The sequence below is a fragment of the Desulforegulaceae bacterium genome (assembly GCA_034006035.1).
Lineage (GTDB): Bacteria > Desulfobacterota > Desulfobacteria > Desulfobacterales > JACKCP01 > JACKCP01.
Genome location: JAVETN010000006.1, coordinates 73,160 through 85,598, shown reverse-complemented (window position 1 = coordinate 85,598; position 12,439 = coordinate 73,160). Strand labels below are relative to the sequence as shown.

The window sequence follows — 12,439 nt, the reverse complement described above, 5'->3', positions numbered from 1 at the left end:
TATTTTTATGAGTGTTTTAAATCAGCAGGAAATAATTGTTGCAGGAATGAACCACAGAACAGCTCCTGTGGAAATTAGAGAAAAATTATCTTTAAATAATGAAGAGATTGAAAAAGCTCTTAGTTTAATGAAGGATAAAAAAGTTTTCAAAGAAGCTTTTTTATTTTCTACTTGCAACAGGGTTGAGGCTGTTTTTGTTTCTGATTGCCCTGAAGAGGGTATTAAAAAGCTTTTTGAAATTCTTGCACTTGTAAAAAAGATCCCCATGTCTGAATTTATTCCATGTTTTTACAAACTTAAAGGGCTTGAAGCTGTAAAGCATATATTCAGAGTCTCTTCAAGTCTTGACTCCATGATTCTTGGTGAGCCTCAAATTTTAGGTCAGGTAAAAAGTGCTTATAAATGTGCCACCTCCGCAGGAAGTTCAAAGGTGATTTTAAACAGGCTTTTCCATAGGGCTTTTCATTCAGCAAAACGAGTTCGATCTGAAACTGGAATAGGCGGCCATGCTGTTTCCATAAGTTATGCAGCCATTGAGCTTGGGAAAAAAATATTTGGCAGTTTTTTAAATAAAAAAGTTCTTTTAATAGGTGCCGGAGAAATGGCGGAACTAGCTGTTGAGCATCTTGTTCAAAACAGTGTTTCTCATGTCTATGTTGCAAACAGAACTTTTGACAAAGGCCTTGATCTTGCAAAAAGATTTTCAGGCTCTGCAATAAGGTTTGAAGAAGTATTGTCAGCTCTTGAATGGGTAGATATAATTATTTCTTCGACTGGTGCTCCTAACTATATTCTTGACGCTAAAGATATGCGTCAGGTGATGAAGAAAAGAAAAAACAGGCCGATTTTTTTTATTGATATAGCAGTTCCAAGAGACATAAATCCTGATATTAATAAAATTGACAATATTTATCTTTATGATGTTGATGATTTGCAGGATGTAGTTGAAGTCAATATGGAAGAAAGAAAAAAAGAGGCGGCCAAAGGTGAAGAAATAATTAAAGAAACAGCAATTAATTTTTTAAGTTGGAAAAAAAGTCTTGAGGTTGTCCCCACAATTGTTGAACTTAGAAAAAAAGTGGAGGATTCGGTTAAATATGAAGTTTTCAGGACAATGAAAGATTATAATCTTGAAAAAGAGTTTGAAACTGAGTCTGTTGAAAGAATGATTAGTTCAATTTGTTCCAGGCTTTTGCATGATCCCATAGCATTTTTAAAAAACCCTGGATCCCATAGAGATACCCAATCATATCTTCTTCTTGTACGTAATCTTTTCAATCTCGATCAAAAAAAAAATAAGGAATGCGAAGTCAAAAGAATTGTAAATTGAGTGAACAAGGTTCCAAGTTGATTGTTAATTGGAGTTAGCATTGCTAATTTAACTTTACTTTTATGAGTTGTTTTGCTATCAAAACAAGTTAATTTATATCTGATAGACTAAGCCTAGATGAAAGGTGCCGCCCGATGAAAGAAAAAGATTCTCAATACTTTAAACAGGTTTTAACAGACCAGCTCAAGGAACTTCTTGCCCATGGCGACAACACTGTAATCGGAATGACTGAATCCAAGGAAAATTTCCCAGATCCTACAGATAGAGCTTCCCATGAAACAGACAGAAATTTTACCTTAAGAATACGGGATAGAGAGCATAAGCTTATCAAGAAAATAAAAAAAGCCCTTGATCGGATTGAAGAAGGTAGTTTTGGTATTTGCGATACCTGTGGTGAAGAAATTTCACTTGAAAGACTAAATGCAAGACCTGTTACCACTGAATGCATTGAATGCAAAACAAAGGCAGAAGCCAGAGAAAGAGCTCTGGGTATCTGATTTAAGAGATGATAGACCTTCACATACATACAACTGCATCTGACGGTGTATATTCACCAAAAGAAATTCTTGAAATGGCTTCAGATTTGGATCTGGAAGCCATTTCAATAACAGATCATGATACAATTGAAGGTTCAAAACAAGCTTTAGAGCTTAAGGGAAAGAATTTTCCAGATATACTTACTGGAGTTGAAATTAGTTCAACTGCTCCGAAAAAGTTTAAGATTCCCGGAAGTGTTCATCTTTTGGGTTATAGATTCGACCCTGAGGATCAATCTTTGGAAGATGAGCTTGTTCTTCTCAGAAATTCAAGGAAGAATAGAAACCCTCTTATAGTTGAAAAATTAAAAGAACAAGGCATTGAAATTTCAATGGAAAGCCTTGAGCAGTTTTCAGGGGATGTGCAGATAGGAAGAGCTCATTTAGGAAGATATCTTTTTGAAAAAGGATATGTTGAGAATGTTGAGCAGGCATTTCAAAAATATCTTGGAAAAGGAAAACCCTGTTATGTGGACAAGTACAAAATACCAATAAAAAAAGCTATTGAAAAAATAAAATCAGCTGGAGGGGTTCCTGTAATCGCACATCCTGGTCTTATAGATAGTTATGAAAAAGATGATTTTCGTAAGTTTTTTGAATATTTAAAGGAACTTGGCCTTGAAGGAATTGAGGTGTTTTATCCTGGCCACTCAAAATCTTTACGTTCATTTTTTTTAAACGAGACAAAAAGGCTTGGGCTTCTTTCAACTGGAGGAAGCGACTTCCATGGTTATAAAAACGAGGGACTGGTTTTGGGCAGGGGTAGAAACAATCTTAATATTCCCTATTCTGTTTATAAATCAATAATAGAACGCTAAAAAATTTTTGGAGTATTTACCTGAAGAGATAAATTCTTGTCTTTCCCGGTAAATAATCCCAAAATCTGAAGTTGATTTTTTATCAGCTTAATTTGGATGGTGATTATGGAATCAGTATTAGATGAATACAAAGAGCTTGAAAAAGCAATAAAGTATAAGTTTAAAGACAAGAAGCTTTGTTTTAAAGCACTTTGTCACAGCTCTTATGCAAATGAAGCTAATGAAGATATAAAAGACAATGAAAGGCTTGAGTTTCTTGGGGATTCCGTTGTCAACCTGGTTGTAGGCGATATGTTGATGAAGCATTTTAAAAAGATGGATGAAGGAAATCTTTCAAGAATAAGAGCAAATCTTGTAAATGAAGTTATGCTTTCTAAACTTGCTAGAAAAATTTCGCTTGGTAATTATTTAAAATTAGGAAAAGGTGAAGAAGGTTCAGGAGGGCGCGACAAAAGCTCAATTCTTGCCGATGCTTTTGAGGCTATTATTGCTGCGATTTATAGGGATGGGGGGTTTGAAGATGCCTATAAAATGGTTGAGTTCATGTTTTTACCTGTAATTGAAAATGCAGGGAAACCTGAAAATTATCTTGACCCCAAAAGCAGACTTCAGGAACTTGCACAGATGAAATACAAAGAACCCCCTGTTTATAAGGTTGTATCTGAAATTGGACCAGATCATGATAAAGTTTTTAAGGTTGAAATGAGAATTTCAGATATAAAAGCTACAGGAAAAGGCAAGAGTAAAAAATCTGCTGAGCAGGAAGCTGCCAGGCAGGGTCTTGAAACCCTGGATGATTGATCAACCTTTTGTAATTCCGGTTTTTATACCTTTCCATGGCTGTCCCAACAAATGTTTTTTTTGTAATCAAAATGCAGTTACAGGAAAAAGCTCACCTGTTTTACCTGAAAAAGAGGAGCTTTTTAAGCATTTCAAAAAATTTATTTCATTCTCAAAAATTAGTGACAGACCAATTGAAATTGCCTTTTTTGGAGGTAATTTTCTTGGAATGGGAAATGATATAATTTTAAAATATCTTGAAATAGCAGAAAGTTTTTGCAGGGAAGGCAAGAACAGAGGGATTAGGTTTTCAACAAGACCGGATACAATTTCCAATGAAAAACTAGACCTTGTTTCCAGATTTAAAATCAAAACAATTGAGCTTGGAATTCAGTCTATGGATGACAGGGTTTTGAAAAAATCCGGCAGAGGGCACACTTCAAAAGACTCTATCAATGCAGTTGATCTTATAAAAAAATACAGGGAAAAATTTGACCTTGGTCTTCAGATTATGCCTGGACTTCCCGGAGAAACAAGGAGCAGTATTTTTAGAACACTTAGATTCCTTAAATATAGCAGTCCTAAATATTTAAGGATTTATCCCCTTGTTGTTTTAAAAAACACCCACTTGGAAAAAATGTATTATAAAGGTGTTTTTAAGCCTCTGGAGTTAAATCAGGCAGTTGAAATGTCTTCTTTGATAAGGGATTATTCCAAAAGAAATAAAATAAAAATAATAAGAATGGGCCTTCCTTCTGAGGCTGCTGAAAAAGATAATATAGTTGCAGGACCTTGGCACCCTTCTTTTGGTGAGCTTGTAATTTCAAGAAGCTTTTATAAGAAAGTTTCAATGAAGATTCTTTTATCCAATAAATCAACTTCTGGAAAAAATCTTTATATTTTTTTAAACCCTTCCTTTGAATCAGGAGCAAGGGGGTTAAAAAACAATAACATTAGTAATTTAAAGAAAAGATTTTGTTTTAAAAATATATTTATTGAAAAAAAACCTGAAATTCCATTTGAATCTTTTTTTATAGAAACAAGATGATAAAGACAAAAAATCCAACCTAAAAGTCTTGTACTTCAAAATAAATGACCAAAAGATTAATTCCAGTCATTTCTTTAATTTTTCCAGTTTATTGAGTTTCTACATTCCAAATTTAAAAAAATCTGTCTTGTCCTTTACTTTTTCCCTGGCAGGAGAAGTTTTTGTTGGTTCAGTGCCTTTTACAAAACATTCAAGGATTTCTTCTTTTGTGTCGGGTCCTGGAAGCAGACCGGTTTCAGCATCAATTCTTTGGAAGATTATATTTTTTGGAACCTTGAAATCATTTTTTGGCATTCCTTTATGTATATCTGCCATAAAATCTGTCCAGATGGGACTGGCGGCCTTGGAACCGGTTTCTTCTTTTCCAAGGGATTTTTCATGATCAAAGCCCACCCAAACTCCTGAAATATAATCTGTGGTGTATCCAACAAACCATGCGTCATTAAGATTGTTTGTGGTCCCTGTTTTTCCTGCAACTGGTCTTTGAAGTCTTTTTGCTCTCCATCCTGTACCGTCTTCAACAACACTTTTAAGTATGCTTGTCATTATATAGGCTGTTTCTTCAGGAATTACTCTTTTAGGTGAATCGAGGTGTTCAAACAAAACTTCACCTTTTTTGTTTTCAATTTTTTTAATAAAAACAGGGGAATAAAAGTTTCCTTCATTGGCAAATACAGAATATGAATTTGTCATTTCAAGAAGTGATAAACCAGAAGAACCAAGAGCTAAAGAAAGATCCCTGTCAAGATGGGATACTATTCCCATTTTTCTTGAATAATTTATTGAATAATCAATGCCGATTTCTTTCATAAGTTTGATCGTCACAAGATTTCTTGAAAGAGCAAGAGCTTTTCTAAGAAGTGTAGGCCCATAAAAAGTTTGGTTGTAATTTTGGGGTTTCCAGGTGAAATCTTGTTCTTTATCGTGAAAAACAAAGGCATTGTCCATGATTACAGAAGCAGCTGTATAGCCTTTATCAAGGGCAGCAGAGTAAACTATAGGTTTAAATGCTGAACCAGGCTGTCTTTTTGACTGGATTGCCCTGTTAAACTGACTTGATTGAAAGCTTTTTCCACCAACCATAGCAGTGACTTCACCTGAGCCTGCCTTAATGCAAAGAATTGCTCCAGACACTTCAGGGGTTTGTTCAAGGGCAGCTTCCCAAATATCAGTTTTTTCGTTTTTTGATACAAGCCTGATGAGGACAAGGTCATTTTTTTTAAGTGCCTGTCCTGGACTTTTTATTTTATGGTAAAGATAGTATCTGTTTGGATTGGGTTTTCTTGCCCAGGACATATTTTGGATGGGAATTTTAGCACTGGATTGGCAAAATTTTACAATAGCGTAATTTTCCTTGTCGTTTATTTGGACAACCACAGCTTCCAATTCAAAACCTGGCTCTATTTGATCAGAGTTTACAAGGTTTTTTTGCTTATCTAGAAAATGTTGGATTTCATCTTTGGAAAGTCTTTTTAAGGGGCCTCTGTACCCTTGTCTTTTGTCCAGCTCCCTAAGCCCTTTATTAAGGCTTTCATCTGCACTTCTTTGGGCATCAAGAGAAAGGGCAGTGTAAACATTCAACCCTCCTTTATAAAGCTGTTCTTCTCCATATTGAGCAAGTATAAGCTTCCTTATATGCTCTGAATAGTAGGGAGCTTTTTCCATAAAAAAATTTTTGGCTTCAGCAAATTTTATTTCTTGATCAAAAGCATTTAAAGCATCTTGTTTTGAAATAAAATTATTTTGCACCATTTGTTGAAGAACATATTTTTGCCTTGCTTTTGCTCTTTGAAAATATCTTATGGGAGAATAGCGACTGGGAGCCTGGGGCAGTCCTGCTAAAAGGGCACTTTCGCTGAGACTAAGATTGTTGGTAGTTTTACCAAAATAAATTTGTGCAGCAGCTTCAATCCCATAAGCTCCGCTTCCAAGGTAGATCTGGTTAAGATAAAGATAAAGGACTTCTTCTTTTGAAAAATATTTATCAATTCTATAGGCAAGGATGGCTTCTTTTATTTTTCTTGCATAGATTTTATCAGGGGTAAGAAAAAAAGATTTAGCAACCTGCTGGGTTATTGTAGAGCCTCCTTGAACAATTTCACCTGCATTTATATTTTTAAAAAAAGCTCTTCCTATACTTACAAGGTCAATTCCTCCGTGTTCATAAAATCTGGCATCTTCAGCAGCAATAAAAGCTTGTAAAAGATGTTTTGGCATTTGGTTAAGGGGAACAAGTATTCTTTTTTCCTTGTAAAATTCTGCAACTTTATGGCCTGAAACATCAAACACTTCTGTAACTTGGGGAGGATAATAATCTGACAATGATTTTATTTTAGGAAGGTCTTTGCTATAATACTGATAAAGTCCGGTTATTGACAAAACTCCACCGATAAAACAAATAAGAATCATAACAAAAAAGATAAAAGTAATTTTTTTTATCAAAGATGTTTGTTTTTTATTTAATTTATTGTTTTTTTCTTTTGCAGTCATTTTTTTATTATTTTATAGTTAAGGTTTGTTTTAGTAACGAAAATATCACTAACAGATCAGATTTAATCTGGCAATATCTACTTGTATAGCACAGTATAATAAAAATAAAGGGGATTTCATGGAAGAAATTTTTATAGATTTTGATAAAGAAGGTGGGCTTGTTCCTGTTATTGCTCAGGATCAAGAAAACGGAGAGGTTTTAATGCTTGCATATATGAATAAAGAAGCCTTTGAAAAAACTCTTGAAACAAAAAAGGCAACTTATTTTTCAAGGTCAAGGAACAAACTTTGGGTAAAGGGAGAAACATCGGGACATACCCAGCTTGTATCTGATATAAGATTGGACTGTGACAATGATACAATTCTACTCATTGTTGAGCAAAAAGGAGGAGCGGCCTGCCATAAGGGATATAGTTCCTGTTTTCACACTTCAGTAAATAGCGGAAAACCTGTAATAATGGCAGAAAAAGTTTTTGATCCAGAAAAGGTATATAAATAATATATGGAATTTAAAAGTAACAAAAAAGAATATTTAATCAAAAGTGCTGAATTTTTAACAAGTGCAGGAAATGAAAGTGAATATCCTGATGATAGTGTTCCTGAAATTGCTTTTGCAGGGAGATCAAATGTAGGCAAATCAACTCTTATAAACTGCCTGGTTAATAGAAAAAAACTTGTAAAAACAAGTAATACTCCCGGAAGAACCCAGAGGATAAACTTTTTCGAAGTAAACAATGCTTTAAGGTTTGTAGATCTTCCTGGGTATGGCTATGCCAAGGTGTCCAAAACAATGAGAGGGGAGTGGGAAAAGATGATTGAAGATTATCTTATTAAAAGAGAAAGTTTGTGCTGCCTTGTCTGGGTAATGGACATAAGAAGAGAGCCTGCTGAGTTTGAACATGATTTTGCACTTTGGCTTGAAGAAAAAAATATTTTTTATATCAATGTGCTCACAAAAGCTGACAAGTTTTCCAAAACAAAACAAATTGCCCAGAAAAATAAAATTGCTTCAAAATTAGGATTCAGTGAAGAGGTTTTTATAACTGCTTCGGGAATAAAGAAAACAGGAAGAGAAACACTCTGGGAAAAAATTTTAAAAGCAGCAGGAGTTGAAAATGATTGATTCAAATTTTATCTTTAATGAAAAACCCGATTTTAAAGCAGGATATGTTTCAATTATTGGAACCCCTAATGTTGGCAAATCAACTCTTTTAAATCGTCTTTGCGGTGAAAAACTGGCAATTATAACTGACAAGCCCCAAACAACAAGAAACAAAATACTTGCAGTTATTAATAATAAAAACTCGCAAATTGTTTTTATTGATACTCCGGGGATTCATTCTTCTGAAAAGATTATGAATAAAAAAATTGTAGAAAAAGCCCTTGAGGCTTCCAAAGAAGCTGATTTGATTTTATATGTTGTTGATCTTTTAAATAAAGATAAAGATGATGAAATTATAGTTGAAAAACTCAGTTCAATGGATAAAAAAGTTATTCTTCTTTTGAATAAATCAGACCAGGTGAAAGTGAAAGAAGAGATTCTTCAATCAATAGCAGGATGGAAAGAACGGCTTGAGTTTGAAGATATTATCCCAATTTCTGCTGTAAGGGGAGATAATATAGAAAAAATTATACCTGCAATTGAACAAAGACTTGATTTTTCCCCTCCTTTTTATCCTGAAGATTTTTTAACAGATCAGCCTTTAAGATTTATTGTCTCTGAAATTATACGGGAAAAAGTTTTTAATCTCACCCATTATGAAATTCCTTATTCTGTTGCAGTAACCATAGATAAATTTAAGGAATCTTCCAAAAAGATTGAAATTTTTGCAAATATTAATGTTGAACGGGATTCACAAAAAGGAATAGTAATTGGTAGAAAAGGTTTGATGTTAAAAGAAATTGGAACCCGGGCAAGGCTTGAAATTGAGGATTTTACAGGAAAAAAGGTAATGCTCCACCTTTTTGTAAAGGTGAATAAAAACTGGACTAAGAAACCAGGAGTTTTCAAGGAGTATGGTATAGAATAAATGTTTACTGATGAAAAAGAAATAAAAAGAGAAAAAGCAAAAGCCAGAGAAATAAGAAATAGTCAATGGTGGAAACGGAGGCTTTCCAAAGGGATATGCTATTATTGCTCTAAGAGCTTTTCGCCTGATGAACTTACCATGGATCACGTAGTTCCTTTATCAAGAGGGGGGAAAAGTACTAAAGGAAATCTTGTGTGTTCCTGCAAGGAGTGTAATAACAAGAAAAAAAACCTTCTTCCAATGGAGTGGTCAGAGTATCTTTCAAATCAAAGAAGCTGAATAAATGGTTTTATGAAAAAGGCAGACAAATGATTATAGTCTGCCTTTTTGTTTATGGATATTTAATTTATTGTTTTGTTTTTGACTTTTTAATTTCCTGGCATAGCCTGTGAATGGTTTGGGCGTGCCATTTTCCTCTTCCGGAAAAAGTCGGAAAATCATTTTCTGTAAGATAAAGAGCAACTTCATCATAAGTTGAATTTTTATCTCTTAAGCTTTGAATTAGATTTAAAATATAGGTTCTGCTTGTTTTTTTTATCTGCTCAGCTTCTTCTGCACTCATGATAAGATTGCTTTCATCAAGAATTTCAGCCGGAGCTGTTTCCTGAGCAGGCTGAGGTGAAGGCAATGCTTCAAGTTTTTCCATGAAAGCTGTAAATAAGTCTGCAATATGTTCAAGAGCATTGGCCTGTCTTTCCTGGGCGTCTATATTTCTTTCCAGTAAAAGAACCTGATCCTGAAGTGTTGTATGAGTATCTTCAATAGAGTTTTTCAGTGAAGTAATAACTTCTTCTTTAATTCCCGAAGGTTTTGGAGCCCTCCATCTTCTATCATTATTAGATCTTCTTTCAGGATAATGGTTTCCTATGCTGTTACCATCATTGTTTCTATAGGGTTTGTTGTGTTTTTTGTTGCTGTTTGCTGTTCTTAATTTGTGAAGAAATTCATTCATAAATCTTAATCCTTATCTCCTTTTATGGCTATTATATTGATAGTTAACCATTGTTAATTTTTGTTTCCTAAAATATTTAAATTATGATTTTTTTATTTGGATTTGATAAATAAACACATGGTTATGTTGAAAAAACAATTTATTTAAAAAAACTCTTAATGTCAAACACAATTTAAAATTACTACAGATATTAGATAGTTAAGTTTTAATGATTTTTTGGTTAAGCTGAATATGTTTTTAGGATAAATATTAAATTAATGTTTTTATTATTATATTTAAATTTGTTAAAAATCCAAGTTTTGCTCAAGATATAAAACAACAAAGCCGGCCTTATTAATTTAAAACCGGATTTGTTGTTTTTAAATTAAACAAATTTTTAATTGTCAAAGGGGAGTACAATGATCCTGCTTTTTGGATTTTTCCCAAGCCCTCCTGATTTATCTGTGTTTGCAATTATCAATTCTCTTTTTCCGTCATTATTGATATCAAACAACTGAAAGTCAGAAATCCATCCATCGAAAATTCTGGTAGAAAAAACTTCTTTAAAGGAAATTCTGTCCCAGGAAATGCCCGAAATATAGCCTTCTTTGAAAAATCTCAGCCTTTGAAGAAGTCTGCTTCCCCCATCTTGGTTTTTTATTGAAAGAAGAAGATCTGTATTGTTTTCACCCTTGATACTAATTACCCTTGTTGGAAAAAAATATCTTGAATCTATTTCGTCTCTTCCTTTTTGTTCATAATCAGCAAAGGTGACAGAGCCTCCGTATTCAGGCTCGGATTCATATATTTTCTTTAAATCATTGGAATAAAAATCTATGACTCCGTTAGCTTTTAGAAATGCCCATTCATTTGAATCAGGTTTTGTAAAATTGCCTCCAGCAATTCCAGGAAAAAATTCAAAGTCTTTTTTCATATGGAAATCTTTAAAGCTGAAGTCTGCTGTATTTAAAACTTTTATCCCTTTTCTGAACAGCTCTGTTTTTAAAAAATCTCCCTGCTTTGCAATTATAATTTTTTCACCTGAGGCCAGGTCGGCAGATTTGTAAAAATAGTTTGAAGGAAAACTTTTGTCTTTTATAATTGTTTTAGTTTTATTTTTTAGAAAATAAAGGTTTGACTTGAAGCTTTTATTTCGATTGTGAAACAAATTAACTATAAACATACTTTTGCCCCCTTTATTGAAAGATTCAATCCATAAGGGAGAAAAGTTAGGCTGGATTTCCAGACTTGCAATTGTTTCAAGTCTACCATCTGTTATTGTTGAAATGTTAAAATTTGTCTTAGTGAGCCACCCGATTTTAGGAGTATTGTTATAGTCTGATTTAACAATTGTTATTCCAATTATTTCTTCAGGAATTTGTTCACTTAAAAAAATGATTTCAGAATCAGGCTGTTGTTTTTTCTCTGGCTGTTTTTGGAATTTAGCCGGAGAACTTTTTATTGTTTTGCTTTCTATTATATCTTTAAATAAAATTCCAACCTCGTTGATATTATTTAAAATATCTGATTTTTTATCACTTTTTTTATTATAAGACTCAATAATTTGTTTGTTTTGAATAAGTGAAGCAGATGTTATTGAAGTATTTTCAATAATAAGAATACTACCTGAAATTGTAAAACCCTCATTGCTTTTTGAATCAGTTAAAACCGCTCCGTCAGCAGAGGATACAAGGCTTTTGAGAAGTGAATCTATTCCTTCTGAAAGATATTGATCTTCTTTTTCTGAAGAATGAATTTTGAACTTTTCAATATAAACCAGGGATTTTTCCATTGAAAACACATTCAATGGAAAAATCAAACAAACCAAGACAAAAAATAAGGTAAAAGATAAATTTTTCAATTTATTCACCCTAGCTCCTGAGCTTTTTTCATTCCGGAATGAAAGGCTTTAAGGTTTGTCTCCATAAACTGGGTTTTTGTTTTTTCACGAATTGTTTTTTCAATAACTTCTTTTTTAATGGGAATAAGGTTTTTTTGGGCAAGGGCTCCAAGAAGAACCATGTTAAGACTCAATGTTGTACCAGCTTCAATTGCAAGTTTGGTTGCATCAAAGCCAAGAAATTTTTTTGATTTTGCTTTTAAAAGACTTTCGATTTCTTCCTGCTCAGGATATTTTGCAAGTCCTATTGCTGATGTAAAAGGCTGAAGAGGTCTCATATTGGTTATAATTTCAGAGTTTTTATTGCATTTTGCAACAGCTCTTAAAGACTCCAGGGGTTCAAATCCAAGTAAAATGTCTGCTTCCCCATCTGCTATAATTGAGCTTTTTGCATCTCCGAAAAGAATTGAAGATTCAACAACTCCTCCTCTTTGAGCCATTCCGTGAATTTCACTCATTTGAACCTGAATTCCAGATTCAAGGGCTGCTTCTCCTAAAATTTTTGAAGCAAGCAAATTACCCTGGCCTCCCACTGCAACTATTATTAATTTAGTTATTTTGCTCATGCTTATTGTC

The 12,439-nt window shown here is 33.5% G+C and carries 13 protein-coding genes; 9 read left to right on the top strand and 4 right to left on the bottom strand.

Annotated elements, in window-relative coordinates:
• The first annotated feature begins 7 nt into the window (after window positions 1–7).
• From hemA to RBR53_06340, 5 genes are all read left to right on the top strand, one after another.
• Complete coding sequence (gene hemA / locus RBR53_06360) at window positions 8–1,330, top strand: glutamyl-tRNA reductase (GenBank protein ID MDY0132275.1); 1,323 nt, start codon at window positions 8–10, stop codon at window positions 1,328–1,330.
• Window positions 1,331–1,464: 134 nt separating this feature from the next.
• A complete protein-coding gene (gene dksA, locus RBR53_06355; GenBank protein MDY0132274.1) occupies window positions 1,465–1,827 on the top strand; it encodes an RNA polymerase-binding protein DksA in 363 nt (120 codons plus the stop codon).
• 8 nt (window positions 1,828–1,835) lie between these two features.
• Window positions 1,836–2,684, top strand: coding sequence for a PHP domain-containing protein (locus RBR53_06350; GenBank protein MDY0132273.1), 849 nt, complete (start codon window positions 1,836–1,838; stop codon window positions 2,682–2,684).
• Window positions 2,685–2,789: 105 nt separating this feature from the next.
• Window positions 2,790–3,485, top strand: coding sequence for a ribonuclease III (gene rnc / locus RBR53_06345; GenBank protein ID MDY0132272.1), 696 nt, complete (start codon window positions 2,790–2,792; stop codon window positions 3,483–3,485).
• The gene (locus tag RBR53_06340) at window positions 3,478–4,512 is read left to right on the top strand and encodes a radical SAM protein (GenBank protein ID MDY0132271.1); all 1,035 of its coding nucleotides are present in this window, start codon (window positions 3,478–3,480) and stop codon (window positions 4,510–4,512) included. Before rnc ends, RBR53_06340 begins: the two co-directional genes overlap by 8 nt.
• 99 nt (window positions 4,513–4,611) lie before the next feature.
• On the opposite strand, the gene RBR53_06335 is transcribed toward RBR53_06340, so the two are convergent.
• The gene (locus RBR53_06335; GenBank protein MDY0132270.1) at window positions 4,612–6,891 is read right to left on the bottom strand and encodes a PBP1A family penicillin-binding protein; all 2,280 of its coding nucleotides are present in this window, start codon (window positions 6,889–6,891) and stop codon (window positions 4,612–4,614) included.
• Window positions 6,892–7,120: 229 nt separating this feature from the next.
• Between RBR53_06335 and hisI the strand changes: the two genes are divergently transcribed.
• From hisI to RBR53_06315, 4 genes are read left to right on the top strand one after another with little or no spacing between them, the layout of a single operon-like run.
• Entirely contained in the window at window positions 7,121–7,501 is a 381-nt protein-coding gene (hisI, locus tag RBR53_06330) for a phosphoribosyl-AMP cyclohydrolase (protein MDY0132269.1), read from the top strand.
• A 3-nt stretch (window positions 7,502–7,504) separates the two neighbouring features.
• Window positions 7,505–8,125, top strand: coding sequence for a ribosome biogenesis GTP-binding protein YihA/YsxC (gene yihA, locus RBR53_06325; protein MDY0132268.1), 621 nt, complete (start codon window positions 7,505–7,507; stop codon window positions 8,123–8,125).
• Window positions 8,118–9,032 (top strand): GTPase Era, encoded by a 915-nt coding sequence (gene era / locus RBR53_06320; GenBank protein MDY0132267.1) that lies wholly within the window; start codon window positions 8,118–8,120, stop codon window positions 9,030–9,032. Before yihA ends, era begins: the two co-directional genes overlap by 8 nt.
• Entirely contained in the window at window positions 9,033–9,311 is a 279-nt protein-coding gene (locus tag RBR53_06315; protein ID MDY0132266.1) for an HNH endonuclease, read from the top strand.
• A gap of 67 nt (window positions 9,312–9,378) precedes the next feature.
• Here the strand turns inward: RBR53_06315 and RBR53_06310 are convergent, their stop codons facing one another.
• The 3 genes from RBR53_06310 to RBR53_06300 all read right to left on the bottom strand — a co-directional run bounded on the left by RBR53_06310 (window position 9,379) and on the right by RBR53_06300 (window position 12,429).
• Window positions 9,379–9,984, bottom strand: a complete 606-nt coding sequence (locus RBR53_06310) for a hypothetical protein (protein MDY0132265.1) — start codon at window positions 9,982–9,984, stop codon at window positions 9,379–9,381.
• Window positions 9,985–10,360: 376 nt separating this feature from the next.
• Window positions 10,361–11,755 (bottom strand): hypothetical protein, encoded by a 1,395-nt coding sequence (locus RBR53_06305; protein MDY0132264.1) that lies wholly within the window; start codon window positions 11,753–11,755, stop codon window positions 10,361–10,363.
• A gap of 74 nt (window positions 11,756–11,829) precedes the next feature.
• Window positions 11,830–12,429: an indolepyruvate oxidoreductase subunit beta gene (locus RBR53_06300; protein MDY0132263.1), complete on the bottom strand. Its 600-nt coding sequence runs from the start codon at window positions 12,427–12,429 to the stop codon at window positions 11,830–11,832.
• Between the last annotated feature and the right edge of the window lie 10 nt (window positions 12,430–12,439).

Bases quoted from the DNA above. Each gene is read 5' to 3' on its own strand.
- hemA (MDY0132275.1), top strand. From the start codon at position 8: ATGAGTGTTTTAAATCAGCAGGAAATAATTGTTGCAGGAATGAACCAC.
- dksA (MDY0132274.1), top strand. From the start codon at position 1,465: ATGAAAGAAAAAGATTCTCAATACTTTAAACAGGTTTTAACAGACCAG.
- RBR53_06350 (MDY0132273.1), top strand. From the start codon at position 1,836: ATGATAGACCTTCACATACATACAACTGCATCTGACGGTGTATATTCA.
- rnc (MDY0132272.1), top strand. From the start codon at position 2,790: ATGGAATCAGTATTAGATGAATACAAAGAGCTTGAAAAAGCAATAAAG.
- RBR53_06340 (MDY0132271.1), top strand. From the start codon at position 3,478: ATGATTGATCAACCTTTTGTAATTCCGGTTTTTATACCTTTCCATGGC.
- hisI (MDY0132269.1), top strand. From the start codon at position 7,121: ATGGAAGAAATTTTTATAGATTTTGATAAAGAAGGTGGGCTTGTTCCT.
- yihA (MDY0132268.1), top strand. From the start codon at position 7,505: ATGGAATTTAAAAGTAACAAAAAAGAATATTTAATCAAAAGTGCTGAA.
- era (MDY0132267.1), top strand. From the start codon at position 8,118: ATGATTGATTCAAATTTTATCTTTAATGAAAAACCCGATTTTAAAGCA.
- RBR53_06315 (MDY0132266.1), top strand. From the start codon at position 9,033: ATGTTTACTGATGAAAAAGAAATAAAAAGAGAAAAAGCAAAAGCCAGA.
- RBR53_06310 (MDY0132265.1), bottom strand. From the start codon at position 9,984: ATGAATGAATTTCTTCACAAATTAAGAACAGCAAACAGCAACAAAAAA.
- RBR53_06305 (MDY0132264.1), bottom strand. From the start codon at position 11,755: ATGGAAAAATCCCTGGTTTATATTGAAAAGTTCAAAATTCATTCTTCA.
- RBR53_06300 (MDY0132263.1), bottom strand. From the start codon at position 12,429: ATGAGCAAAATAACTAAATTAATAATAGTTGCAGTGGGAGGCCAGGGT.